Below are 24,915 nucleotides of genomic sequence, written 5' to 3'. Positions count from 1 at the left end.
ACGCCGCGCGCTCCCCGCGCCCGGCCCCCCACCGGTCGCGTCCGCAGCCCGTATCCGAGGACCGACGTGTCTCCGACCGCACCCGACCTGATCCGCGCGGAGTTCGACCGCTGCCGCCAGATCCCCTCCCTCGTGGACCTCCGTACCGCCGTACGCGGCAACGACTGGGACACCGTGCAGGCCTACTTCGACTTCCTGGAGGACGAGGACGAACGGGCCGTGGCCGCGGGCCTCGTCGCCGACCTCAGCTCCTCCGAACGCTTCCTGGAACACCAGGTCGCCGCCCACGGGTCGCCGCTGGCCCGCACCCTGCTCGCCGCCCGCTACATCGACGTCGGCTGGGACATCCGCAGCGGGTACACGGCGGAGCACGTGTCGCGGGAACAGTTCCAGCAGTTCCACGGCTGGCTGCGGCGGGCCGAGCAGCTGCTGATCGGCGTGTGCGCCGACGAACCCGCGTACGCCCTCGCCTGGTCGTACCGGCTGACGACCGCCCGGGGTCTTGAGCTCGGGGCGAGCGAGGCGCGGCGGCGGTACGACCGGCTGGCCGAGCACCACCCGCACCACATCCAGGCGCAGATCCTGCTGCTCCAGCAGCTGTGCCCCAAGTGGGGAGGGCGCTGGGAGGAGGCGTTCGGGTTCGCCCGGGCGTGCCTGGACGCGGCGCCCGCCGGGAGTCATGCGGGCCGGCTGGTGGTGCAGGCGCACCTGGAACGCTGGCTGGACGACAGTGACGACCGGCCCAGCGACTACCTGCGCGCGACGGAGGTGCGCGACGACATCCTGGCCGCGGCCGACCGTTCCGTACGGCACCCGGACTACCGGCCGGGCTTCCACTGGGTGGGCGACCACAACGACTTCGCGGGTGCGCTGAGTCTGGGCGGTCACTACCGGGAGGCCGCCCCGTTCTTCCGCACGCTCGGGGACAAGGCCACCGAGTACCCCTGGGGCTACTACGGCGACCGGGAAGTGCAATTCCTCAAGCACCGCAGACGCGCGATGGCGAAGGGCTGAACCGACGATGACGCAGCAGACCGACGGCCCCGCCACCACCGGGTCCGGGTTCATCACCAGCACCGAGGTCGACCGCATCCCGACCCTGATGGCGCCCACGTCCGGCGGCGGCCCGGTGACCGCGGGGCTGTACTTCCGGGTCGGCGCCGCCGACGAGACGCTGGCCACGGCCGGCCTCACCCACCTCGTGGAACACCTGGCGCTGCACCGGCACGGCGTCTCGGACCTGCACTACAACGGGTCCACCGCCGCCACCCACACCCTCTTCGTGGTCTCCGGCACCCCGGAGGAGGTCGTCGCCTACCTCAACGGGGTCTGCGCCTCCCTGCGGGACCTGCCGGTCGAACGCCTCGCCACCGAGCGGGAGATCCTGCGCACCGAGCAGGCGGGCCGCAGCCGGGGCCCCAGCCACCAACTGCCGCTGTGGCGTTACGGGGCACGGGGCTACGGCCTCGTCAGCTACCCGGAGTACGGCACCCTGCATCTGACGGCCGACGCGGTGCGGGACTGGGCCGCGACCTGGTTCACCCGGGACAACGCGGTCCTGTGGATGACCGGCGACACCGTGCCGGAGGGCCTGGACCTGACCCTGCCCGCCGGACGGCGGCAGCCGCTGCCCGCGCCCACCTCGGCCCTGCCCGTCACCCCCGCCTACCTCACGGGCGGCAGCGGCGGAGTGGTCCTGGACGGCATCGTGCGGCGCACCTCGGCGGCCCGGCTCTTCGCTGAGGTGCTGGGCCGGGCGCTCTTCACGGACCTGCGGCAGAAGGGCGGTTATTCCTACACCGCCGACTGCGACTACTACCCGCGCGACACCGACCACGCCACCATCACCGCCTACGCGGACGCGCTGCCGCAGAAGCAGGACGCGGTGGTCGGCGGCTTCATCGACGTCCTGGCCCGGCTGCGGGCCGGAACCATCGACCGAGCCGAACTCGACTCGGCCCGGGCGAAGGTCGTCAAGCAGTACGAGATCCCGGACGTCGGCGCGGCGGCGCTGCCCTTGTACGCACTGAACGTGCTCACGGGGCACGAGAACCTCACGCCGGACGAGCACCGGGCGCACTTGGCCGCTGTCACCGTCGAGGACCTGCGCGACGTGGCCCGCGAGCTGTACGACTCCGCGCTCATCCAGGTGCCGGGGCGGGGCGTGGACTGGGCGGGCTTCACCGAGGCGCCCCAGTGGTCGGGCCCGTCGTTCGGCCCCGAACCGCTGGGCACCGTGCACCGGTCCCGGGCGAGCGACGCCGTGAGCCTGGCCGTCGGACGGGAGGCCGTCACCCTGTCCACCCCCCGCGGGCGGATCTCCGTGCGGTACGACGCGTGCGCCGCGATGCGCGTCTTCCCGGACGGGGCCCGGCACCTCATCGGCTTCGACGCGTTCGTGGTGGAGGTGGAGCCGACGCTGTACGCCAAGCTCACCCCGGACCGGATGGCGCTCATCGACGCGGCGGTCCCGGCCGCCGCCGTCGTCCCGATGCCGGAGCGCGACCCCGACGAGATCCCGCAGCCGGCCGCACGGCGCGGCGGGCTGAAGGGCCGGGCGCTGGGGATGCTGCGCTCGCTGCGCCCGGGACGCGGCTGAGGGGGACTGGGGCCGGGACGCGGCCCGGCCTTCTCAACTCCTCCACAGGCAACCCGTGAACCTTTCCGCCCGCTGCGGACAACAGGGGTGACAGACACACCGACCGACGCACCCTGGAGGCGCAGTGACCGGACCACCTCCGGCCCGCCCGGGCACCGCGGGCGAGGGCAGAGACGACGGCAGGGACGACGCCGACGTCATCGCCCAGTCGCTCGACGAGCCCGAACTGTTCGCCGGGCTCTACGACCGGCACGCCCCGGACATCCACCGTTACGCCGCCCGCCGCCTCGGGGAGGGCGCGGCGGACGACATCACGGCGGAGACGTTCCTCATCGCGTTCCGTACCCGGGTCCGCTACGACACGGCTCACCGGATGGCCCGGCCCTGGCTGTACGGCATCGCGGCCAACCTGATCGGCAAGCACCGCCGTACCGAGGTGCGGGCGCTGAAGGCGCTGGCCCGGACCGGGCACGATCCGGTCGCCGCGTCGTGGAGCGACCGCTCGGACGACCGGATCGCGGTGCAGGCCCCCCTCGCGGGGGCGCTGGCCTCACTCTCGCCCGGCGACCGGCACGTCCTCCTGCTCGTCGCGTGGGCGGACCTCGGCTACCAGGAGGTGGCCGAGGCGCTGCGGATACCGCTGGGAACGGTGAGGTCCCGGCTGAACCGGGCCCGCCGCAAGGTCCGCGCGTCCCTGAGCACCGACCCCGCGTTCACGTCGGCGCTCGACTCGGCGCTCGACGCATCGCCCGCCACGGCCGGACAGGAGCTGAGCCCGTCATGGACGAAATGACCCAACTGCGGGAGCTGCGCGCCGACGCCCCCGTACCCGACCGCGCCGCCCTGGCCCCCGGCCGCAAGCGGCTGACCGACGCCATTGAGGGCAGGAGCCGCCGCGCGCTCCGGCTGCGGGCCGACTGGCGGATCGCCTCGCTCGGCGCGGTGGTGGCGATCACCGCGGCGGCGCTCTTCGTGACGCAGATCGTCGACACCTCGGCTCCCGGCCGGACGGGCCCGGCGACGGTGGCGGGCGAACTCGACCTGTCGAGCCCGGCCGCCGCCCTGGGGGAGGCCGCCGACTTCCTGGAGCGGCAGGAGGTCCCCCCGGAGCCGAGGGCGGACCAGTGGATCTACCTCCGGGAGGAGAACCCGGACCAGGAGAAGCAGTGGAAGGACGTGCCCGCCGAGGTCCGGAAGAAGATGCCGTGGTCCTACAGCCCGGACTCCTGGATCCCGTACGACGACAAGGCCGCGGAGAACGACGAGTCCGACACCGACTACCGGACCGCCCGCGAGTCCTACCGGATCGCCGCCGGTCTGCCGGAAGACCCGGAGGCACTCCTCGCGGAACTGCGGAAGGTCTTCCCCACCGGCGACGGATCCGACGGCCCCCGGGAGGACAAGGACACCCACAGCTTCCGCGCGCTGACCGTCCTCTTGCAGTCGTACCCGCTCCCACCTGACGCGCTGGCCCGGATCTACCGGGCGTTGGCCACGGTCAAGGGCATCGGCGTGACCGACCACCTGATCCGGGACGCCAGCGGCCGCCAGGTCATCGCCGTGACCCGCGCGTACGACGCGAACACCCGGAGCGAGATCCTGCTCGACCCGGTGGACTACAGCTACGCGGGCGAACGCGATGTCGTCACCAAGGCCCACGAGGTCACCGGCCCCGAGGGCACCGAGCCGATCGCCTACAAGCGCGGCGACATCCTGAGCGACTTCGCGAGGACCAGGGCGGCCGTGGTCGACGCCAAGGGCCAGAAGCCCTGACCGTACGTACCGCACAAAGCCCGGCGTGGGCCCGGTGCCCGGCACAGGGGAGCGGACACCGGGCCCACGGCCGTTCCGGGCGAAACCGGTGACATCGCCGCCGCGCCGGAGGCAGGATAGAGGAACGTGACGGACGCCCCGTCACATCGGGGAGGGGGTCCGCATGTTGACGGAAAGTCTGGCGGCGCTGGCCGCCGCCGGTGGAACCGCGGTCGTGTCGGCGGCGGGGACCGAATTGTGGGACTCGTTCCGCACCCGGGTCGCCGGGCTCCTCGGGCGCGGGAACGACACCACGGAACGGATCACCCTGGAGCGGCTGGACCGCACGGCGGCCGAGGCCGAACCGGCCGCCGCCGACCAGGCCTCCGCCTGGGCGTCCCGGTTCTCCGACGCCCTCGAAGAGGCATCCCCGGAGGAACAGGAGCAACTGGCGGAACGGTTGCGGGAGCTGGTGGACGAGATCAACAGCCATCGCGCGGCGGCCGGCTCGGGCGGCATCGCCATCGCGGGGGACGGCGGCGTCGCGGTCAACGGCGAGGTGCACGTCGAGGCCAAGGGCGGCGGGTTCGCCGCCAACGTACAGAATTTCGGATCTCCGCCCGAAAACCCTACGGTGCCCGGTCGGCCCCAGGCCTGATCGGGACATCTCCCGACCAGGAGCGCTCCGGCCTTCCCACCGCCTCCGTGTCCGAGCCCGGCGGGATCTCGATCTCCGCCCTGGGCGGCACCGCCTTCGCCTCGCACACCGCGAACATCGAGCAGCTGATCGTCGTCTCCGAGGGACTGGTCACGCAGAGGACGGTCTCCGCTCCCTCGGAAATGCCGGCACATCACGGCACGGACCGGTCCGACGCCCGACCCCCGTCCTCCGCGGTCATGCCGCTGGCGCTTCCGCAACGGCGTGTCCCCCGGGACCGGCTCCGGGGCCGGGAGGACCTTGTCACCACACTGGTCCGCGGCATCGGGCAACGTATGGGCGGGGACTCCGACGCCCCCGGCGTGTGGGTCCTGACCGGCCTGGGAGGGAGCGGCAAGACCACCGTCGCGCTGGAGGCCGCCCACCGTGTCTCCCGCACGGTGTCGCACGTGTGGTGGGTGTCGGGCGGGGACCGCGAGCAGATCTCGGAAGGCATGCTCTCCGTCGCCTTCGCCATCGGAGCCCGGCCCGCCGAGTTCCACCGCGTCAACCCCGCCGACGTCACCTGGAGACACCTCGACCGGCTCCGGGAGCCCTGGCTGCTCGTGCTGGACAACGTGGACGATCCGGCGGCCCTGCTCACGTCGAGGTCCTCCGCGGCCGACGGCGTCGGCTGGCTGCGCTCCCCCCGCCACGGCCACGGAACGGTCCTCGTCACCAGCAGGGAGTCACGCAGGGAGCGGTGGGGGTCCTGGGTCGGACACGCGCCCGTGGAAACCCTCGGGCAGGAGGACGGGGCCCGCGTCCTGCTCGACCTGGCTCCGCGCGCCGGAGGGACGGCGTCGGCCCGCGCCCTCGCCGAGGAGCTCGGCAGCCTGCCGCTCGCCCTGGACCTGGCCGGTTCCTATCTGGCCAGGGCGCGGGAGCAGCTGTGGGAGGTCCCGGGAACGCCCCGGACCTTCTCCGCCTACCGGCACGCGTTCGCGGAGCGGCTCGGCGACATGGCGTACGACCCGGACACATCGCTCGGCCCGTCGGAGCGCGCGCGTCGGGCGATCCTGACCACCTGGGAGTTCTCGCTCGACCTGCTGCGCCGCGAGAGCGGCAACGACGACGCCCGTCATCTGCTCCGCCTGCTGGCGTGCTTCGGCCCCGCGCCGGTCCCGCACCGGCTGCTGGACATCGGCCTGCTGGCCGGGGCGGGGCTGTTCGAGGAGGCCCCGGACGCCGAGCGGCTGGAGAGCACCCTGAGAGGGCTCGCGGGTCTGCGGCTGGTGGACATCGAGGACGCGTACGCCCCTGAGGGGGACGGGGCCGAAGAGGAGGATGAGGACGGGGACGCCCAAGAACTGGACCTGGGCCTGGGCCTGGACCTGGACCTGGACCTGGACCTGGGGCGGAACATCCGGATGCATCCGCTGGTACGTGCCAGCAACCGGGCGCACCACGACTTCGCTCCTCGGGCCGGCACACACCTGCGGCTCCTCGTCGACCTGCTGAACCGTGCCACGGGCCCGATCGGGCCGGACGAACCCGAGCACTGGGCCCGGTGGCGCGTGCTCGCCTCCCACTGCGCCGCTCCCCTCTCCCTGCTGCCGCTGCTCACCCCCGGGGAGACCGACCCGGCTCTGGTCCTGGCGGCGAGCGAGCCGTCGCTCAGGGCGGTGACGTACCGCAACTACCGGGGTCTGTACGCCGATGCCCTCAAGGAGTTGGACGCGCTCACCGCCGTACGGTCGACGCGGCTCGGCGAGGACGACCCGGCGACCATCGAGGCCCGGCTGGCCGGTGTCTGGCCGCTGCGCGGCCTGGGCCGCCTCCACGAGGCCGAGGCCGTCTGCCTGGACATCGTGGCCTCCTGCGACCGGACTCTGCCCGCCGACCACGCGCTGTCCCAGTCGGCCCGGGGCAGCCGGGCCCGTGTCCTGAGAGAACTCGGCCGCTACGCCGAGGCCGAGCGGGAGCTGCGCGCGGTGCTACGGCTGCGGCTGACCGACCCCGCGACGGACCCGGCGAAGGTCCTGCGGTCCCGGCACGATCTCGCCGCGCTGCTGCACGAGAGCGGGCGGCTCGACGAAGCCGTCGACGAACTGCGCCGGATGTGGGACGTCCGGTCGCGGCCGGGCGGCCTGGACGTGACCGTGATGAGCATCGGGGTCACCCTTGCGGCCGCGCTGCGGGACTCCGGTCGGCCGAACGAGGCACAGAGCGTCGCCGCCGCGGTCGTCAAGGACTGTCGGCGCGTCATGGACGAGGACCACCCGCTCCTCCTCTCGGCCCGGCACGAACACGCCCGCACCGTCCGCGACCTGGGGCAACTGGAGCGCGCCGAGAACGAATTCGCCGAAGTCCGGGGGCTCTACACCGCACGGCTCGGCCCCGAGCACTACAACACCCTGGCCGCCCGGCATGAACTCGCCACCGTTCTGCACCTGTCCGGGCGGCACACCGAGGCCGAGGAGCATCTGAGGGCCGTTCTCGACATCAATGGACAACGGCTGGGAGCTGACCACCCCGACGTGAACGTGTGCCGCGCCAACCTGGCCCTCGTACTGAGGGAGGGGGCGGAAGCGGAGCCGGGGACGACTGAAGGGCTCGTCGACCTCTCCGGACTCTCGCTGGGCGAGGCTCTGTCCCTGGACATCTCCTCACGCCAGGCGAGGGACACCGTGACAAGGTTCGGCAGCCCCCGGCAGAGCCGGTCTGCCGTGGAGCCGCCGGGCGGAGGCTATTCATGGGTCTCCCCGACCCACACCCGTTCGGCAAAGGCCCGCAAGGTGACCAGCAGGCCGAGTGCGGTCCCGGGTCCCGATCGGTCCACCGCGCCCGCGTCCGGGAACCGCGCGACCACGTTCCACACCCTGTCCCCCGACGCTCTGCGCGCCCTGGCGACCGGCCGGGAGGACACCGGCGCGACCGGTCGGCTGCGGGCGGGCCAGCGCAGCATCCGCCTCCTGGTGCTGCGCGACCTGTTGCGGCCGGGGGCCTTCCCCGATACCTCCGGGGGTGCCCTGCCTCCCGTGGACGAGGTGCGCGCACTGCTGGAGGAGGCGGACCGCGCGGCCCGGGACGAGGTCGACGCGCTCCTCCTGCACCCGTCCGTCGGCCGGTGGATGAGCCACATGCTGCGCAGACGTGCCGCTCCGGGCTCCTCCGCCGACGTACCGCTGTGGACGGATCTGGGGCACGCGCACGCCATCGCGGCAGCGGCGGGCATCAGAGCGGGGCTCACCTTCAGGTTCCGCGTCCCCGTACGCGGGGGCCGGGTCTTCCTGCCCACCTTGGGGCACGCCGAACTCGGCACTCCGGACGCCCGCACGGCGGACATCGTCGTGAAGCGCTGGACCGTCCGCTTCCCGGGGTCCGGCATCACCGTGCGGAAGCCGCTCTCACGGCAGGCGCGCGGCTGGCATCCCGCGCACCGCGTCAGCGTGGGTACCGGGGCGGCGGCGCTGACGGTGCTGCTCGACGACGTCGACCCGTTCCGTCACGAGGACGCCACCTCGGAGCCCTCACCGGTCCGCCCGCTCGACCCGGCGGCGGTCGAACGCTGGACCGGTCTCCTCGCGGGCGCACAGAACCTTCTGCGGCGCGCGGACCCGGAACAGGCGCGGGCGCTCGGAGCGACCCTGACCGCCCTCACCCCGTGCGGCCCGGTCGGTACGGTGGTGGCGTCGCACACGTCGAGCGACGCGTACGGCGGGATCATTCTCAGCGAACCGGCCGACGCGGAGGAGCTGGCGGCGACCCTGGTGCACGAGTTCCGCCACCTGAAGCTCCACGCCGTGGCAGACATCGTGCCGCTCCACACCAGGGAGCCGGGCGGCGCGTCCGGGAGCGGGGGCGAGATGTTCCAGGCCCCGTGGCGGGACGACCCCCGGGGCTTCGAAGGCACCTTCCACGGGGTGTTCGCCCACTCCGGCGTGGCCGACCTCTGGCGGCGCGTCTGCCGCGACGCCGAAGGCCCGCTGCTGCGGAGGGCCCAGTTCGAGCTGGCGTACTGGTGGCCGCAGGTGCGCGACGCCTTCGCCGTGCTGCGGACCTCGCCCCGCCTCACCCCGGCGGGCCGGACGTTCCTGTCCCTGGCGGCCGGCTCCGCGAACCGCCCCGAAGAGCTGCTGGACGTCCCCGACGACGTGGCCCTCCTCGCCCGCGAGGCCGTCATCGGCAACCGCGCCAGGTGGCGGATCCGCCAGCTGCGAGCGACACCCGCCGACGTCGCGGACTGCGTCGCCGCCTGGCGGGCCGGGGACCCGCTCCCCGCTCACGCCGGAACCGCTCCCCTGCTGGTCCCCGTTCCCGGATCCCCGGCGACGGCCCCCGCCACGGCCCTGCTGCGCCGCGCGGCGGTCGCCACCCGGCAGAACGGCCCGCTCTGCCCGGCACAGCGGTCGTCGGACGATCCGCTCGTCCCGCCGCCGCACCCCGGGAACGAGGACGTCGGCGTCCGGACCGCATTGGCCCGGATCGCCGGGGACACGGCCCTCGCCCGCCGCCTCTGCACGGACCGGATCGCCGACGACCCGCGGGACCCCGAGGCATGGATCGGGCTCGGGGTCGCCCTGCGCCGGGCGGCCCACGGAACACCACCCGACGTCGCCGCGGCCCGCGCCCTGTCCCACCGCCCCGAACTCATCCGGGCCGTCCACATCGCCCTCACTGCCGGACCCGGACCCGCCGTGGCCCCGGTCGCCCTGGCGGCCTGGAGCGCCCGGCCCAACGACGCCGAGATTCCCGGGCTCCACCGCACCCGCCCGGAAGGGCCACCCGCCCCGACACCCACGTGACCGACCCCACCCCCCGCTCCGTTAAAACTCCCGCAACAATGAACAGGTGATCACCTCACCCGCACGGAGCCCCCAGCGTCGCACCGAGCCTGCGCCGACCCCCTACGTCGACCTCTCGCGCGACGAGTGGAGCGCCCTGCGGGACAAGACGCCGCTGCCGCTGACCGCCGACGAGGTGGAGCGGCTGCGGGGGCTCGGGGACGTCATCGACCTGGACGAGGTGCGGGACGTCTATCTGCCGCTCTCCCGGCTGCTCAACCTGTACGTCCAGGCCACCTCCGGGCTGCGCGGCGCGCTGAACACCTTCCTCGGGGACGCCGGGAACGGGCACGGGGCGCAGCGCGGTACCCCGTTCGTCATAGGGGTCGCGGGCAGTGTCGCCGTCGGCAAGTCCACCAGCGCCCGTATCCTCCAGGCGCTGCTGGCCCGCTGGCCCGAGCACCCGCGGGTCGAGCTGGTGACCACGGACGGGTTCCTGCTGCCGATGAAGGAACTCCGGGCACGCGGGCTGACCTCGCGCAAAGGGTTCCCGGAGTCCTACGACCGGCGCGCCCTGACCCGCTTCGTCGCCGACATCAAGGCGGGCAAGGACGAGGTGACCGCCCCCGTCTACTCACACCTGATCTACGACATCGTCCCCGGCGAGCGGCTCACCGTGCGCCGCCCCGACATCCTCATCGTCGAGGGCCTCAACGTCCTCCAGCCCGCGCTGCCCGGCAGCGACGGCCGCACCAGGGTCGGGCTCGCCGACTACTTCGACTTCAGCGTGTACGTGGACGCCCGCGCCGAGGACATCGAGACCTGGTACCTGAACCGCTTCCGCAAGCTGCGCGCCACGGCCTTCCAGGACCCGTCCTCGTACTTCCGCAAGTACACCCAGGTCTCCGAGGAGGAGGCGCTGGACTACGCGCGCACCATGTGGCGGACCATCAACAAACCGAACCTGCTGGAGAACGTGGCCCCGACGCGCGGCCGCGCCACCCTGGTGCTCCGCAAGGGCCCGGACCACAAGGTCCAGAAGCTGTCCCTGCGCAAGCTCTGACCTCCGACGCGCGGAAGCCCCCGGCGACGACGCCAGGGGCTTCCGTACGAGGCCGGAGCGGCAGCTCAGCCCAGCGCGGACTTCACCACATCGGCCAGCCGGCCGGCGACGGCCCGGGCCTGCTCGATGTCGGCGGCCTCGACCATGACCCGCACCAGCGGCTCCGTACCCGACTGGCGCAGCAGGACGCGCCCGGTCTCGCCGAGCTCGCGCTCCGCCTCGACGACCGCGGCCGCCAGCTCGGCCGAGGTGTTCACCCGGGTCTTGTCGACGTCGGGGACGTTGATGAGGACCTGCGGCATGCGCTGCATGACCCCGGCCAGCTCGGTGAGGCTCCGGCCGGTGGCGGCGACACGGGCCGCCAGCATCAGGCCGGTCAGCGTGCCGTCGCCGGTCGTGGCGTGGTCCAGGACGATGACGTGCCCGGACTGCTCGCCGCCGAGCGCGAAACCCTCGGCCTTCATCGACTCCAGGACGTACCGGTCGCCGACCGCCGTCTGGACGAGCCGGATGCCCTCGCGCTCCATGGCCAGCTTGAAGCCGAGGTTCGACATCACGGTGCCGACGACGGTCTCCTTGCGCAGCTGACCGGCGTCCCGCATCGCGAGGGCCAGCACCGCGAGGATCTGGTCGCCGTCGACCTCCTCGCCCGCCGCGTCCACGGCGAGGCAGCGGTCGGCGTCACCGTCGTGCGCGATGCCGAGGTCGGCCCCGTGCTCGACGACGGCGGCGCGCAGCAGCTCCAGGTGGGTGGAGCCGCAGCCGTCGTTGATGTTCAGGCCGTCCGGGTCGGCCCCGATGGTGACGACCTCGGCCCCGGCCCGCGCGAACGCCTCGGGCGAGACCCGGGCGGCGGCGCCGTGCGCCTCGTCCAGGACGACCTTGAGGCCGTCGAGCCGGTTGGGCAGGACGCCGATCAGGTGCGCGACGTAACGGTCGAAGCCCTCCGTGTAGTCGGTGACCCGCCCCACGCCGGCGCCGGTCGGACGGTTCCACGGCGCGCCGGTGCGGTGCTGCTCGTAGACCGTCTCGATCCGGTCCTCCAGCTCGTCGGCGAGCTTGTGGCCGCCGCGCGCGAAGAACTTGATGCCGTTGTCGGGCATCGCGTTGTGACTGGCGGAGAGCATCACGCCGATGTCCGCGCCGAGCGAACCGGTCAGATACGCCACCGCGGGCGTCGGCAGCACACCGACGCGCAGCACGTCGACACCGGCGCTGGCCAGGCCCGCCACGACGGCCGCCTCCAGGAACTCTCCGGATGCCCGCGGATCACGCCCGACCACGGCGGTCGGGCGATGGCCCGCGGAGGTGCCCGCCTCGGCGATGACGTGCGCCGCCGCGACCGAGAGTCCGAGCGCGAGCTCGGCCGTCAGATCGGCGTTGGCGACACCGCGTACTCCGTCCGTACCGAAGAGTCGTCCCACTGGTGTCCTCCGAAGTGCTCCGAAACCACAAACCACTGCACAGCAAACGAACTGGCAACCAAACAACACATGCAACGAAAACAACGCAAAAAAGCAAAAGGGCACGTCGGACGGCATGTCGCGGCCGACCTGCGAGATGCGCGACAGCGCTCACCGGTTCGCGGTCCCGTGCGGACCGATGAACGTCTTATGCCGTTATACGCCCGCGGGGGCTGATAAACGAACGCCCCGGCAGCACAGAGCGTGCCGCCGGGGCGAACGTGACAGTCGAGCAGGCGAGATTTAGCGCTTGCTGTACTGCGGGGCCTTACGGGCCTTCTTGAGACCGGCCTTCTTGCGCTCGACCGCACGGTCGTCGCGGGAGAGGAAGCCGGCCTTCTTCAGCGTGGCGCGGTTGTTGTCCACGTCCGCCTCGTTCAGCGCGCGGGCCACACCGAGGCGCAGGGCGCCGGCCTGACCGGAGACGCCGCCACCCGAGATGCGGGCGATGACGTCGTAGCGGCCGTCGAGCTCGAGCACCTTGAAGGGCTCGTTGACTTCCTGCTGGTGCACCTTGTTGGGGAAGTAGTCCTCAAGGGTGCGACCGTTGATCTTCCACTTGCCGGTGCCCGGAACGATCCGGACGCGGGCGATGGCGTTCTTGCGACGGCCAAGGCCGGCCGCGGGCTGCGGGTCACCGAAGCGGCCCGCGAGGGACTCGCTGGTGTACTCGCCCTCGACGGGAACCTCGGACTCGAAGGTGGTCACCTCGGCGAAGGTCTCCTCGCCCTCGGTGCCCTCGACGGGGTTCTCAACAGTGGTCTCGGCCACGATTCTCCTCAGATCTTTCTGTACGTCTTAGGGGGTGGCCGGAACTACTGCGCGACCTGGGTGATCTCGAACGGGACCGGCTGCTGAGCAGCGTGCGGGTGCTGGTCGCCCGCGTAGACCTTGAGCTTCGAGAGCATCTGACGGCCCAGGGTGTTCTTGGGGATCATGCCCTTGATGGCCTTCTCGACGGCCTTCTCGGGGTTCTTCGCGAGAAGCTCGTCGTAGCGGACCGAACGGAGACCGCCCGGGAAGCCGGAGTGGCGGTACGCCATCTTCTGGGTCTTCTTGTTGCCGGACAGGTGAACCTTGTCGGCGTTGATGATGATGACGAAGTCGCCCATGTCCATGTGGGGGGCGTAGATCGCCTTGTGCTTGCCTCGGAGGAGGTTCGCAGCCGTGGTGGCCAGACGGCCCAGGACGATGTCCTGAGCGTCAATGATGTGCCACTGGCGCGTGACATCGCCGGGCTTGGGGCTGTACGTACGCACTTCGCAGCCTTCGCTTCTTCAGTGGATGGGATCCAGACACACGGCACCTCTGAAGCGATCATGCAGCTGAGGCTCACAGTGCCGGGACGCTGCCCGTATGCGAGCCACTGGTAACTGCTCCAGGGAACCTACGTAAGGCCCTTCGCGTGAGAACGACGAAGCCAATACGTATAACAAACCTGAACCCTACCGGCCGCCCCCCACACAGGTCAAAACGCCCCTGCCGACCCAGCCCCGCCGCGCCCCTCCGGCTCCGCCGCACCCTCTCCAGCCCCGCCGCACCCTCCCAGCCCCGCCGGCGCTTGAGGCGACCTTTCCAGCCCCGCCGCGCCCCCTCCAGCCCCGCCGGCGCTTGAGGCGACCTTTTCAGCCCCGCCGGCGTTTGAGGCGCGGGGGCCCGGGGGCAGCGCCCCCGCAACGGCGCCGCACGGCCCCCCGCACCCGCACCCCACCCCGCCGACCGCCAAGGTCACCGCACCCGCTCAACCCTCCGCTCATCCCACACCGGCTCCGATGTCTCCCGCACCACCCCGTCCGATCCGAACACCAGATACCGGTCGAACGACTTCGCGAACCACCGGTCGTGCGTGACGGCCATCACCGTGCCGTCGTACACCTCCAGCCCGTCCTGCAACGCCTCCGCCGACTCCAGGTCCAGGTTGTCCGTCGGCTCGTCCAGCAGCAGCGCCGTCGTGCCCGCCAGCTCCAGCAGCAGGATCTGGAACCGGGCCTGCTGCCCACCCGACAGCCGCTCGAAGTCCTGGTCCCCCTGCCGCTCCAGCTCGTACCGCCGCAGCACCCCCATCGCCCCGCCCCGGTCCTTGGCGTGCTCCGACCAGAGGATCTCCACCAGGGTCTTCCCCAGCAGCTCCGGGTGCGCGTGCGTCTGGGCGAAGTGCCCCGGCACCACCCGCGCCCCGAGCTTCCACTCCCCCGTGTGCGCCACCGGCTCCCCCGCCAGCAGCCGCAGGAAGTGCGACTTGCCCGACCCGTTGGAGCCGAGGACCGCGACCCGTTCCCCGTAATAGATCTCCAGGTCGAACGGCTTCATCAGCCCGGTCAGCTCCAGGCCCTTGCAGGTCACCGCCCGCACCCCGGTCCGCCCGCCGCGCAGCCGCATCTTGATGTCCTGCTCGCGCGGCGGCTCCGGCGGCGGCCCGGCCTCCTCGAACTTCTTGAAGCGGGTCTGCATCGCGTGGTAGCGGTTGGCCATGTCGGGGCTGTTCGCCGCCTGCTGCCGCATCCGCAGGACGAGCGCCTTCAGCCGGGCGTGCTCCTCCTGCCAGCGCCGCAGCAGCTCCTCGAAGCGCGCGAACCGCTCCTTGCGCGCGTCGTGGTACGTGGCGAAGCCGCCACCGTGCACCCAGACGTCACTGCCCGCCGGGCTCGGCTCGACGCTGACGATCTTCTCGGCGGCCCGGGACAGCAGCTCCCGGTCGTGGGAGACGAAGAGGACCGTCTTACGGGTCTCCTTCAGCTTCTCCTCCAGCCACCGCTTGCCCGGCACGTCCAGATAGTTGTCCGGCTCGTCGAGCAGCAGGACCTCGTCGGGCCCGCGCAGCAGCGCCTCCAGCACCAGCCGCTTCTGCTCACCACCGCTGAGCGTGCGCACCTCGCGCCACTGCGCCTTCTCGTACGGGACGCCCAGCGCGGCCATGGTGCACATGTCCCAGACCGTCTCGGCCTCGTACCCGCGCGCCTCCGCCCAGTCGCTCAGCGCCTGCGCGTACGCCATCTGCGCGGCCTCGTCGTCGACGGTGAGAATGCGTTCCTCGGCCGCGTCGACCGCCTTCGCGGCCTCCCTGATCCGGGGCTGGGCCACGGACACCAGCAGGTCCCGTACGGTCCGCTCGTCCCGCACCGAGCCCACGAACTGCGGCATCACACCGAGCCCGCCGCTCACCGACACCGTGCCGCCGTGCGGCTGGAGCTCACCGGCCAGCAGGCGCAGCAAGGTCGTCTTGCCCGCCCCGTTCGCCCCGACGAGCGCGACGACGGCCCCGTCGGCCACCCGGAACGAGGCATCGCCGAGCAGCACCCGCCCGTCCGGTAGGTAGTACTCCAGGTGGCCTGCTTCGAGATGTCCCATACCGAGCATTGTCACGGTCCGCGAAGCTCTGACCCAACCGGTTTACCGATAGCCCTAAACTGCGCGCATGAGCTTTGGGCAAGGGGGGGCCTCCTGGGGGCCCGGGGGCGACGGGACTCCGGACTGGGCGGCGCTGGCGGAGGAATCCGCGGCGCGCGCCCGCCGGAAGAAACTGCTGATGATCGGCGGCGGCGTGCTGGCCACCGTGGCGATCGGCGCGATCGTGACCACGGCCGTGGTCACATCGAACGGCGGCAAGGGCAAGGCCGACAAGAACGCGAGCCAACTGCCCGCACCGGCCGAGCTCCCCGAGGACACCTCGGCGCCCGAGCCCTCCTTCTCCTCGGTCGCACCGCCGCCCCCGCCGGACCCCAAGGAGTTCATATCGAGCGCCGAGAAGGACAAGGCGCCGATCACCGTCGACGGGTTCTTCCCCGGCAAGAAGCTCACGATGGGCGACCGCGTCCACCTCAAGGGCGCGACGAGCAGCGCCGCGAACTGCGCGACCGGCACCCAGGGCGCCCTCGGCTCGATCCTCGCGAACAACGGCTGCACCCAGCTCATCCGGGCCACCTACCGCAAGGACGGGGTGGCCGTCACCGTCGGCATCGCCGTCTTCGAGACGGAGGCCCGCGCGAAGAAGACCGCCGACCAGGCATCGGGCGGCCTCGCCTCGCTCAGCGGCGGGGGCATCGACACCTTCTGCCGGGGCGGCACGGTCTGCCTGCGCACCGCCAACTCCTACGGCCGTTACGCCTACTTCAGCGTCGGCGGCTTCCTGAACGGCAAGCGGGTCACCACCGCCGACAAGGACGTCTACGCGGTCAGCAAGGATCTGACGAACTTCGCCTTCCGCCAGATCCACCGCCGCGGCCAACTCCAGGCATCCCAGGCCGCAGCGGAACCCAACAGCTGACACGGCCGGAGGCCGGGCGGCCGGGGACCGGGATCAGGGCTCAGGGATCAGCAGCAGCCAGCCCCCGGCAACGTCCGTACGTTCCGGGCCTCTTCGGCCCGCGCCGCCAGCAACTCGTCCGCCGGATACGCCACTTCCTCCAGCGTCAGCCCGTGCGGCCGCACCACATGCACCCCGGGATCGCGCACCTTCGCGGCCAGCACCTCGGCGGGCCAGGAGGCCGGCCGCCGCCCGTCGCCGACGAACAACGCCGCCCCGATCAGGGCACGGACCATGTTGTGGCAGAACGCGTCCGCCTGCACGGTCGCCGTGAGGACCCCGGACTCCGGATCCCGTACCCAGCTCAGTTTCTGGAGCGTACGGATGGTCGTCGCACCCTCGCGCTTCTTGCAGTACGCGGCGAAGTCGTGCTCGCCGACCATCAGCGCGGCCGCCTCGTTCATCGCGTCCAGGTCCAACGGCCGGTCGTGCCACAGCACATGGCCGCGCGTCAGCGGATCGACGCCACCGGGCCGGTCACCGACGCGGTACGCGTACCGCCGCCACAGCGCGGAGAAGCGGGCGTTGAACCCCGCCGGAGCGGGAGCCGCACGCCAGATCCGTACATCCAGCGGCAGCCGCCCCGCCAGCCGCCGCAGCAGCTTCTCTTCATGCTCGCCCCAGACCGCCTCCGGCAGATCCACATGGGCCACCTGGCCGCGCGCGTGCACCCCGGCGTCGGTCCGGCCCGCCACCGTCAGGTCGTACGTCACCGCCGAGCGGGTCACGGTCCGCAGCGCGTCCTCGATCTCGCCCTGCACCGTGCGCCGGCTGGTCTGCTTCGCCCAGCCGGAGAAGTCCTTGCCGTCGTAGGACAGGTCCAGTCGTACCCGTACGAAACCGGGCTCGGCCTCGTCACTCACCGCGTCTCCCTCTCCACACCCTGGTCAGCGAAACGGGCCCGCACCGCCCCGAAGGGTGATGCGGGCCCGTCCCGTGGTCGCTAAGACGCTCAGGCGTCCTTGGACTCCGCGTCGTCGGCCGGCTTGGCGTCCTCGACGGCCTCGGCCGCGGGGGCCTCGTCCTTCTTGAGGGCGTCTTCCTTGACCGCACGCTTCGTCGCGGCCTCGGCCTCACCGGTGGCCTGCTGGGCCACGGTCAGCGCCTCGACCAGCTCGATGACGGCCATCGGGGCGTTGTCGCCACGACGGTTGCCGATCTTGGTGATACGGGTGTAACCACCGGGGCGGTTCTCGTACCGGGGAGCGATCTCGGTGAAGAGCGTGTGGACGACGCTCTTGTCCGTGATCGTCTGGAGCACCAGGCGACGGTTGTGGATGTCGCCCTTCTTCGCCTTGGTGACGAGGCGCTCGGCGACGGGGCGCAGGCGGCGGGCCTTGGCCTCGGTCGTCGTGATGCGGCCGTGCTCGAACAGCGACTTCGCCAGGTTGGCGAGGAGCAGCTTCTCGTGCGCGGCGCTGCCGCCCAGACGGGCACCCTTGGCGGGACGCGGCATGGTGATTCTCCTTGTGTGCTGCACCGGCCGTATCAGGTACCGATGTCAGTTCCCGCGAGGCGGACGCCTCACGGAAGTCATAGCTGCCGGACATCAGCCAAATTCAGCCTGCCCGACGTTCACGCCGGACATCAGCCAAATTCAAGCCCGTCCGACGTTCGCGCCGGACATCAGCCAAATTCAAGCCCGTCCGGCGATTGAGGACAAAGCCTCAGCCCCGGCCCGGGGGCACCCTCAAAACCGGGCACCCCCAGCCGGGAGGCGATCAGTACTGCTCGGTCTCCACGAACCCCGCGTCCGCGTCGTCGTCGGCGCCAAAGGCGTCCGCCGCGGCGGTCGGGTCGAAGCCGGGAGGCGAGTCCTTCAGCGCGAGGCCCATACCGGCCAGCTTCGCCTTGACCTCGTCGATCGACTTCGCACCGAAGTTGCGGATGTCGAGCAGATCCGCCTCGGAACGCGCCACGAGCTCACCCACGGAGTGGATGCCCTCGCGCTTGAGGCAGTTGTACGAACGGACCGTGAGCTCCAGCTCCTCGATCGGCAGAGCCAGATCGGCGGCGAGAGCGGCGTCCGTCGGGGACGGGCCCATGTCGATGCCCTCGGCGTCGATGTTGAGCTCGCGCGCCAGACCGAACAGCTCGACCAGGGTCTTACCGGCCGACGCCATGGCGTCACGGGGACGCATGGCCTGCTTGGTCTCGACGTCGACGATCAGCTTGTCGAAGTCGGTGCGCTGCTCGACACGGGTCGCCTCGACCTTGTACGTGACCTTGAGCACCGGCGAGTAGATGGAGTCGACCGGGATCCGGCCGATCTCCTGGCCGACCTGCTTGTTCTGGACGGCGGAGACGTAGCCGCGACCGCGCTCGACGGTCAGCTCCATCTCCAGCTTGCCCTTGCCGTTGAGCGTGGCGAGAACGAGGTCGGGGTTGTGCACCTCGACACCGGCCGGGGGCGCGATGTCGGCGGCGGTGACCAGACCCGGGCCCTGCTTGCGCAGGTACATCACGACGGGCTCGTCGTGCTCCGAGGAGACGACCAGCTGCTTGATGTTGAGGATGAGGTCGGTCACGTCCTCCTTGACGCCCGGCACGGTGGTGAACTCGTGCAGGACACCGTCGATCCGGATGCTGGTGACAGCGGCACCGGGGATCGAGGAGAGGAGGGTGCGGCGGAGGGAGTTGCCGAGGGTGTAGCCGAAGCCCGGCTCCAGCGGCTCGATCACGAACCGGGAGCGGAACTCGTCGACGACCTCTTCGGTCAGCGACGGACGCTGAGCGATAAGCATGCGGTGATCCTTCAGTCGTGGGCACCCACTATTTGATGCCCGACAGATGTAACAAGGGTACGGGCGGTACGCCCCGTAAGAGGTGTACCGCCCGGACCCGGCGCTACTGACGCACGGCCGTCACCGGCCGTAGCGGGTCAGACGCGACGACGCTTCGGCGGACGGCAGCCGTTGTGCGGCGTCGGGGTGACGTCCTGGATCGAACCGACCTCCAGGCCGGTGGCCTGGAGCGAGCGGATCGCGGTCTCACGGCCGGAGCCGGGACCCTTGACGAAGACGTCGACCTTGCGCATGCCGTGCTCCTGCGCGCGGCGGGCGGCCGACTCGGCGGCCATCTGCGCGGCGAAGGGGGTGGACTTGCGCGAGCCCTTGAAGCCGACGTGGCCGGCGGAGGCCCAGGAGATCACGTTGCCCGAGGGGTCCGTGATCGAGACGATCGTGTTGTTGAACGTGCTCTTGATGTGCGCGTGGCCGTGAGCGACGTTCTTCTTTTCCTTGCGACGCACCTTCTTGGCTGCGCCCTGACGACCCTTGGGGGGCATGTCTTGACTCCAGATGGAGAGGGGAGGTGATCGGTCCTACAGCGAAGACCGCTGGTTGCTGCGGGTTCCGGGGAACCGGAGGTCCGCAGTGCGTCCGCTGAGGACTACTTCTTGCCCGGCTTCTTCTTACCGGCGATGGCGCGACGCGGGCCCTTGCGGGTACGCGCGTTCGTGCTGGTGCGCTGACCGTGGACGGGCAGGCCACGACGGTGGCGGATGCCCTGGTAGCAGCCGATCTCGACCTTGCGGCGGATGTTCGCCTGGACCTCACGGCGGAGGTCACCCTCGGTGCGGAGGTTGGCGTCCACGTGCTCGCGGATCTTGACGAGGTCTTCCTCGGCCAGGTCGCGAACGCGGGTGTTCGGGTTCACGCCGGTGGAGGCGAGGATCTCCTTGGACCGGGTGCGCCCGATACCGAAGACGTAGGTGAGGGCAACCTCCACGCGCTTTTCGCGCGGGATGTCAACACCTGAAACGCGTGCCATTCAATGGCTCCAGTTGTTAGATCGGGGGTCTTCCGCAGTGCCACTCCCGACCGCCGACCGCTCCTGAGGAGCAGTGGTACGTCCGGGTCCCCGGCCCCCGCCGGAGGTGTCGTCAGCCGTGGCTTGGACGGGCTCTGCGTATGTACGTATTACGTGCGTCGCGCGAAGAACTGCGAGATGCAGGCGGTCGTGCGTCAGCCCTGGCGCTGCTTGTGGCGCAGGTTGTCGCAGATGACCATGACCCGACCGTGACGGCGGATCACCTTGCACTTGTCGCAGATCTTCTTGACGCTCGGCTTGACCTTCATGGGATGTCAGGTTCTCCGGGTCAGTGCCATCACCCGCCGAAACGGGGTGCCGGCAAGATCTACTTGTAGCGGTAGACGATCCGGCCACGCGTCAGGTCGTACGGAGAGAGCTCCACCACAACCCGGTCATCGGGGAGGATACGGATGTAGTGCATCCGCATCTTGCCGCTGATGTGCGCCAGGACCTTGTGACCGTTCTGGAGCTCCACCTTGAACATTGCGTTCGGGAGGGACTCGATCACGGTGCCCTCAATCTCGATGGCACCTTGCTTCTTGGCCACGCTTCGCCTTTCGAATCGGCTACCTTGATCGGCTCCTGTTTCACCGGAGCGCCGCATACGGGCACACTGATGCACGAGAGCCGACGAGTCAGTCTACGTCAGCGGACTCCAAAAGACGAATCCGTCAAGTTTGCCCACTCCCGGTGATCCTTAGACCTGCCGGGCGGAACGCGTCACCCGAGAGGGTCGGGCGCGGCCGTGATCCCGTACTCCGCGAGCTTCGCCTTCCCGCAGTCCGGCGAGGTCAGGACCAGCGGGCCCTGCTCGGTCAGCGCGATGGAGTGCTCCCAGTGCGAGGACCAGGTGCCGTCCGTCGTGATGACGGTCCAGTCGTCGCTCAGGGTCTCCGTGCGGGCCGTGCCCAGCGACACCATCGGCTCGATCGCCAGGCAGACGCCCGGGACCAGCTTGATGCCCTTGCCGCGCTTGCGGGAGACGTAGTTCAGCAGGTGCGGGTCCATGTGCATCTCGGTGCCGATGCCATGGCCGCCGAAGTCCTCGATGATCCCGTACTTGCCGGTCGCCGGCCGGGGCTGGCGGCGGATGTAGGTCTCGATGGCCCGGGAGATGTCGACGAGGCGGTTGTTCGCCTTCATCGCGGCGATCCCGGCCCACATCGACTCCTCGGTCACCCGGGAGAGCTCGATCAGCTCCGGAGCGTGGCCGGTGCCCACGAAGGCCGTGTAGGCCGCGTCACCGTGCCAGCCGTCCACGATCGCGCCGGCGTCGATCGAGATGATGTCGCCGTCCTTCAGGACCGTCTTCTCGTCCGGGATGCCGTGGACGACGACCTCGTTGACCGAGGTGCAGATGGTCGCGGGGAACCCGCCGTACCCGAGGAAGTTCGACTTCGCCCCGTGGTCGGCGATCACCTTCCGGGCGACCTGGTCCAGGTCGTGCGTGGTGGCCCCGGGAACGGCCGCCTCACGGGTGGCGGCGTGAATGGCAGCGACCACCAGGCCCGCCTCGCGCATCTTCGCGATCTGCTCGGGGGTCTTGATCTGCACCATTGCTCGGCGCCTCTCTCTGCATCGACGGTGACGGGTACGGCTCGGCGTGTTCAACGATACGGGCGCAAGCAGTCGGCCGCGGCGCCCTGAGGCGCCGCGGCCGGCTTGCACTGCGGTGGTACGGGGTGACGCTCAGGCCTTGTCGGAGGCCTTCAGCGCCTCCATGGCGCGGGCGGTCACGTCCGCGACCTTGCCCAGCGCGGAGATGGTCACCACCAGGCCCTGGGCCCGGTAGTAGTCGATGATCGGCTCGGTCTGCGTGTGGTAGACCTCCAGCCGGGTGCGGACCGTCTCCTCGCTGTCGTCGTCCCGCTGGTACAGCTCGCCACCGCAGGCGTCGCAGACGCCCTCGGTCTTCGGCGGGTTGTACGTCAGGTGGAAGACGTGCGCGCTGTTGTTGCGGCAGACGCGGCGACCCGCGATCCGCTTCACGACCTCGTCCTCGGGGACCTCGAGATCGAGGACCGCGTCCAGCTTCACGCCCTCGTCCTTGAGCATCACGTCAAGGGCTTCGGCCTGGCCCACGTTCCGCGGAAAGCCGTCCAGCAGGAAGCCGTTCTCGGCGTCCGACTGAGCCATCCGGTCCTTTGCCATCCCGATGGTGACCTCGTCCGGCACCAGCTGGCCTGCGTCCATGTAGGCGCGGGCCTGCTTGCCAAGGTCGGTGCCCTGGCTGATGTTGGCGCGGAAGAGGTCGCCCGTGGCGATGTGCGGAATCGAGAGGTTCTGAGCAAGGTACGCAGCCTGCGTTCCCTTGCCGGCACCCGGAGGCCCGACGAGGACGATTCGCATCAGCGGAGGAACCCTTCGTAATTGCGCTGCTGGAGCTGACTCTCGATCTGCTTCACGGTCTCCAGACCCACACCCACGATGATGAGGATGCTCGTCCCGCCGAACGGGAAGTTCTGGTTCGCACCGCCGAAGCCTGCCAACGCCATCGTCGGCACCAGAGCGATCAGGCCCAGGTACAGCGAGCCCGGCCAAGTGATCCTGTTGAGCACGTAGCTCAGATACTCGGCAGTAGGTCGACCTGCCCGGATACCCGGGATGAAGCCACCATACTTCTTCATGTTGTCGGCGACTTCGTCGGGGTTGAACGAAATGGCCACGTAGAAGAAGGCGAAGAACACGATGAGTACGAAGTACGTCGCGATGTAGTACGGGTGGTCACCGGTGACGAAGTTGTCCTGGATCCAGGTCGCCCAGCCTGCCTGGGAGTTGGAGAACTGGACGATCAGCGCCGGGATGTAGAGCAGCGACGAGGCGAAGATGACCGGAATCACACCGGCCTGGTTCACCTTGAGCGGGATGTACGTGGACGTACCGCCGTAGGACCGGCGCCCGATCATGCGCTTCGCGTACTGCACCGGGATACGGCGCTGGGCCTGCTCGACGAAGACGACGAGGCCGACCATCACGAAGCCGATGAGGATGACGGTGCCGAACTCGATCCATCCGTCGGCCAGCTTGCCGCTCTCCTTGATGGCCCACAGGGCGCCGGGGAACGTGGCGGCGATCGAGATGAACATGAGGATCGACATGCCGTTGCCGATGCCGCGGTCGGTGATGAGCTCACCGAGCCACATGACGGCGGCCGTACCGGCGGTCATGGTGAGGACCATGATGACCGTGGTGAAGACCGACTTGTCCGCGACGATCTGGTCGCCCACGGAGCAGTTCTGGAAGAGCGCACCGCTGCGGGCGGTGGCGACGAGGCCGGTGCCCTGGAGGACGGCGAGCGCGACCGTCAGATAACGCGTGTACTGCGTGATCTTCGCCGTGCCGGACTGCCCCTCCTTCTTCAGGGCTTCCAGGCGCGGGATCACGACGGTCAGCAGCTGGAGAATGATGCTGGCCGTGATGTACGGCATGATGCCGAGCGCGAAGATGGTGATCTGCAGAAGAGCGCCACCGCTGAACATCTGCATCAGACCGAGGAGACCACCCGAGTCGGCCTGGTCGATGCACTGCTGCACCTTCGAGTAGTCGACGCCCGGGGCCGGGATGTGCGCCCCGAGCCGGTAGATCACGATGATGCCGAGCGTGAAGAGCAGCTTCTTGCGCAGGTCGGGCGTCTTGAACGCTCGGGCGAACGCGGTGAACACGGTGCCTCCTGCGACCCCCGCGCTATGCGTCAGAGGCGACGGGTCTGGATGGGTCTGGACGGGATCGGGTACAAGGCAGCCCTACATCGTAAGGAGGCCACAAAAGATTAACGGCGCCACCCTACCCGGCCCGGGACTGAGCAGGAAACACGCGCCGCACACCGGTGCACCGCCCGTCTCCCGGCCCGCGCCGTGAAAGACCGGCCAAGCCACACCATTTGGGACGTGAACGACCTCGGACTCCCCCACCGCCGGTGCGGTGGACACCCGTTCAACCTTTCCCGAGCCTTTACGGTTCCCGTACGGCGCCGTAAACACGGAAAAGCCTGGCCGGCCACCTCCGAAGAGGCGGCCGGCCAGGCCCAGTTCTGTCCCGCGGCTCAGACGAGCTCGGTGACCGTACCGCCGGCGGCGGTGATCTTCTCCTTGGCGGAGCCGGAGACGGCGTCAACCGAAACCTGCAGCGCCACGGAGATCTCGCCCTGTCCGAGGACCTTGACGAGGTGGTTGTTGCGCACAGCGCCCTTGGCGACCAGGTCGGCCACCGTGACCTCTCCACCCTCGGGGTAGAGCGTCGCGAGCTTGTCCAGGTTCACGACCTGGTACTCCGTGCGGAACGGGTTCTTGAAGCCCTTGAGCTTCGGGAGACGCATGTGGAGGGGCATCTGGCCACCCTCGAAGCGCTCCGGAACCTGGTAACGAGCCTTCGTACCCTTGGTACCACGGCCTGCGGTCTTACCCTTGGACGCCTCACCACGACCCACACGGGTCTTGGCGGTCTTGGCGCCCGGGGCAGGCCGGAGGTTGTGGGCCTTCAGCGGGCTGTTCTCCGCCAT

At 70.4% G+C, this 24,915-nt stretch carries 23 protein-coding genes; 8 read left to right on the top strand and 15 right to left on the bottom strand.

Annotated elements, in window-relative coordinates; genetic code table 11:
* The first annotated feature begins 66 nt into the window (after positions 1-66).
* The 7 genes from KV381_RS22870 to coaA all read left to right on the top strand — a co-directional run bounded on the left by KV381_RS22870 (position 67) and on the right by coaA (position 10,838).
* Positions 67-1,014 (top strand): hypothetical protein, encoded by a 948-nt coding sequence (locus tag KV381_RS22870; protein WP_103537225.1) that lies wholly within the window; start codon positions 67-69, stop codon positions 1,012-1,014.
* A 7-nt stretch (positions 1,015-1,021) separates the two neighbouring features.
* Positions 1,022-2,599, top strand: coding sequence for a pitrilysin family protein (locus tag KV381_RS22865; protein WP_103537226.1), 1,578 nt, complete (start codon positions 1,022-1,024; stop codon positions 2,597-2,599).
* A gap of 124 nt (positions 2,600-2,723) precedes the next feature.
* Entirely contained in the window at positions 2,724-3,392 is a 669-nt protein-coding gene (locus tag KV381_RS22860; RefSeq protein ID WP_218786095.1) for an RNA polymerase sigma factor, read from the top strand.
* Positions 3,380-4,372, top strand: a complete 993-nt coding sequence (locus KV381_RS22855) for a CU044_5270 family protein (RefSeq protein WP_218786094.1) — start codon at positions 3,380-3,382, stop codon at positions 4,370-4,372. Before KV381_RS22860 ends, KV381_RS22855 begins: the two co-directional genes overlap by 13 nt.
* Positions 4,373-4,535: 163 nt before the next feature.
* Positions 4,536-5,009, top strand: a complete 474-nt coding sequence (locus KV381_RS22850) for a hypothetical protein (protein WP_218786093.1) — start codon at positions 4,536-4,538, stop codon at positions 5,007-5,009.
* A gap of 47 nt (positions 5,010-5,056) precedes the next feature.
* Entirely contained in the window at positions 5,057-9,796 is a 4,740-nt protein-coding gene (locus tag KV381_RS22845) for an HEXXH motif-containing putative peptide modification protein (protein WP_218786092.1), read from the top strand.
* A 46-nt stretch (positions 9,797-9,842) separates the two neighbouring features.
* Entirely contained in the window at positions 9,843-10,838 is a 996-nt protein-coding gene (gene coaA / locus KV381_RS22840; RefSeq protein ID WP_103537231.1) for a type I pantothenate kinase, read from the top strand.
* 65 nt (positions 10,839-10,903) lie between these two features.
* Here coaA and glmM read toward each other — a convergent pair whose 3' ends face one another.
* The 4 genes from glmM to KV381_RS22820 form a co-directional block, all read right to left on the bottom strand.
* Entirely contained in the window at positions 10,904-12,262 is a 1,359-nt protein-coding gene (gene glmM / locus KV381_RS22835; RefSeq protein ID WP_030084347.1) for a phosphoglucosamine mutase, read from the bottom strand.
* A gap of 282 nt (positions 12,263-12,544) precedes the next feature.
* Positions 12,545-13,072: a 30S ribosomal protein S9 gene (gene rpsI, locus KV381_RS22830; protein ID WP_010058767.1), complete on the bottom strand. Its 528-nt coding sequence runs from the start codon at positions 13,070-13,072 to the stop codon at positions 12,545-12,547.
* 44 nt (positions 13,073-13,116) lie between these two features.
* A complete protein-coding gene (gene rplM / locus KV381_RS22825) occupies positions 13,117-13,560 on the bottom strand; it encodes a 50S ribosomal protein L13 (protein ID WP_003966932.1) in 444 nt (147 codons plus the stop codon).
* A 469-nt stretch (positions 13,561-14,029) separates the two neighbouring features.
* Positions 14,030-15,649 (bottom strand): ABC-F family ATP-binding cassette domain-containing protein, encoded by a 1,620-nt coding sequence (locus KV381_RS22820; RefSeq protein ID WP_030628629.1) that lies wholly within the window; start codon positions 15,647-15,649, stop codon positions 14,030-14,032.
* Positions 15,650-15,716: 67 nt separating this feature from the next.
* Here KV381_RS22820 and KV381_RS22815 point away from each other — a divergent pair, with 67 nt between their 5' ends.
* Positions 15,717-16,565 carry a hypothetical protein gene (locus KV381_RS22815; RefSeq protein WP_218786091.1) on the top strand — a complete coding sequence of 283 codons (849 nt, stop codon included), beginning with the start codon at positions 15,717-15,719 and terminating at the stop codon, positions 16,563-16,565.
* A gap of 47 nt (positions 16,566-16,612) precedes the next feature.
* On the opposite strand, the gene truA is transcribed toward KV381_RS22815, so the two are convergent.
* From truA to rplO, 11 genes are all read right to left on the bottom strand, one after another.
* The gene (gene truA, locus KV381_RS22810; protein WP_030628626.1) at positions 16,613-17,467 is read right to left on the bottom strand and encodes a tRNA pseudouridine(38-40) synthase TruA; all 855 of its coding nucleotides are present in this window, start codon (positions 17,465-17,467) and stop codon (positions 16,613-16,615) included.
* Positions 17,468-17,556: 89 nt separating this feature from the next.
* Positions 17,557-18,060 carry a 50S ribosomal protein L17 gene (gene rplQ, locus KV381_RS22805; RefSeq protein ID WP_030628623.1) on the bottom strand — a complete coding sequence of 168 codons (504 nt, stop codon included), beginning with the start codon at positions 18,058-18,060 and terminating at the stop codon, positions 17,557-17,559.
* 265 nt (positions 18,061-18,325) lie between these two features.
* Positions 18,326-19,348 carry a DNA-directed RNA polymerase subunit alpha gene (locus KV381_RS22800; protein WP_003966937.1) on the bottom strand — a complete coding sequence of 341 codons (1,023 nt, stop codon included), beginning with the start codon at positions 19,346-19,348 and terminating at the stop codon, positions 18,326-18,328.
* A 137-nt stretch (positions 19,349-19,485) separates the two neighbouring features.
* A complete protein-coding gene (gene rpsK / locus KV381_RS22795; protein WP_003956432.1) occupies positions 19,486-19,890 on the bottom strand; it encodes a 30S ribosomal protein S11 in 405 nt (134 codons plus the stop codon).
* A gap of 104 nt (positions 19,891-19,994) precedes the next feature.
* Positions 19,995-20,375: a 30S ribosomal protein S13 gene (gene rpsM, locus KV381_RS22790; protein ID WP_003966938.1), complete on the bottom strand. Its 381-nt coding sequence runs from the start codon at positions 20,373-20,375 to the stop codon at positions 19,995-19,997.
* 194 nt (positions 20,376-20,569) lie between these two features.
* Positions 20,570-20,683 carry a 50S ribosomal protein L36 gene (gene rpmJ / locus KV381_RS22785; RefSeq protein ID WP_003956441.1) on the bottom strand — a complete coding sequence of 38 codons (114 nt, stop codon included), beginning with the start codon at positions 20,681-20,683 and terminating at the stop codon, positions 20,570-20,572.
* A 59-nt stretch (positions 20,684-20,742) separates the two neighbouring features.
* The gene (gene infA / locus KV381_RS22780; RefSeq protein ID WP_003956442.1) at positions 20,743-20,964 is read right to left on the bottom strand and encodes a translation initiation factor IF-1; all 222 of its coding nucleotides are present in this window, start codon (positions 20,962-20,964) and stop codon (positions 20,743-20,745) included.
* Between the two features lie 173 nt (positions 20,965-21,137).
* Positions 21,138-21,974 (bottom strand): type I methionyl aminopeptidase, encoded by an 837-nt coding sequence (gene map / locus KV381_RS22775; RefSeq protein ID WP_098024917.1) that lies wholly within the window; start codon positions 21,972-21,974, stop codon positions 21,138-21,140.
* 132 nt (positions 21,975-22,106) lie between these two features.
* A complete protein-coding gene (locus tag KV381_RS22770; protein WP_030084333.1) occupies positions 22,107-22,766 on the bottom strand; it encodes an adenylate kinase in 660 nt (219 codons plus the stop codon).
* The gene (gene secY / locus KV381_RS22765; protein ID WP_030084331.1) at positions 22,766-24,079 is read right to left on the bottom strand and encodes a preprotein translocase subunit SecY; all 1,314 of its coding nucleotides are present in this window, start codon (positions 24,077-24,079) and stop codon (positions 22,766-22,768) included. Before secY ends, KV381_RS22770 begins: the two co-directional genes overlap by 1 nt.
* Positions 24,080-24,459: 380 nt before the next feature.
* The gene (rplO, locus tag KV381_RS22760; protein ID WP_003966942.1) at positions 24,460-24,915 is read right to left on the bottom strand and encodes a 50S ribosomal protein L15; all 456 of its coding nucleotides are present in this window, start codon (positions 24,913-24,915) and stop codon (positions 24,460-24,462) included.

This window comes from Streptomyces sp. WY228 (assembly GCF_019287315.1).
Classification (GTDB): Bacteria; Actinomycetota; Actinomycetes; order Streptomycetales; family Streptomycetaceae; genus Streptomyces; species Streptomyces caviscabies.
Note: the sequence above shows the minus strand (reverse complement) of the source record. Positions and strands in the feature narration are given on the sequence as shown.

What these genes read in the sequence shown, in the direction of transcription:
- KV381_RS22865 (WP_103537226.1), top strand. Translation starts at nt 1,022, where the DNA reads ATGACGCAGCAGACCGACGGCCCCGCCACCACCGGGTCCGGGTTCATC.
- KV381_RS22855 (WP_218786094.1), top strand. Translation starts at nt 3,380, where the DNA reads ATGGACGAAATGACCCAACTGCGGGAGCTGCGCGCCGACGCCCCCGTA.
- KV381_RS22850 (WP_218786093.1), top strand. Translation starts at nt 4,536, where the DNA reads ATGTTGACGGAAAGTCTGGCGGCGCTGGCCGCCGCCGGTGGAACCGCG.
- KV381_RS22820 (WP_030628629.1), bottom strand. Translation starts at nt 15,649, where the DNA reads ATGGGACATCTCGAAGCAGGCCACCTGGAGTACTACCTACCGGACGGG.
- KV381_RS22815 (WP_218786091.1), top strand. Translation starts at nt 15,717, where the DNA reads ATGAGCTTTGGGCAAGGGGGGGCCTCCTGGGGGCCCGGGGGCGACGGG.
- rplQ (WP_030628623.1), bottom strand. Translation starts at nt 18,060, where the DNA reads ATGCCGCGTCCCGCCAAGGGTGCCCGTCTGGGCGGCAGCGCCGCGCAC.
- KV381_RS22800 (WP_003966937.1), bottom strand. Translation starts at nt 19,348, where the DNA reads ATGCTTATCGCTCAGCGTCCGTCGCTGACCGAAGAGGTCGTCGACGAG.
- rpsK (WP_003956432.1), bottom strand. Translation starts at nt 19,890, where the DNA reads ATGCCCCCCAAGGGTCGTCAGGGCGCAGCCAAGAAGGTGCGTCGCAAG.
- rpsM (WP_003966938.1), bottom strand. Translation starts at nt 20,375, where the DNA reads ATGGCACGCGTTTCAGGTGTTGACATCCCGCGCGAAAAGCGCGTGGAG.
- rpmJ (WP_003956441.1), bottom strand. Translation starts at nt 20,683, where the DNA reads ATGAAGGTCAAGCCGAGCGTCAAGAAGATCTGCGACAAGTGCAAGGTG.
- map (WP_098024917.1), bottom strand. Translation starts at nt 21,974, where the DNA reads ATGGTGCAGATCAAGACCCCCGAGCAGATCGCGAAGATGCGCGAGGCG.
- KV381_RS22770 (WP_030084333.1), bottom strand. Translation starts at nt 22,766, where the DNA reads ATGCGAATCGTCCTCGTCGGGCCTCCGGGTGCCGGCAAGGGAACGCAG.
- rplO (WP_003966942.1), bottom strand. Translation starts at nt 24,915, where the DNA reads ATGGCGGAGAACAGCCCGCTGAAGGCCCACAACCTCCGGCCTGCCCCG.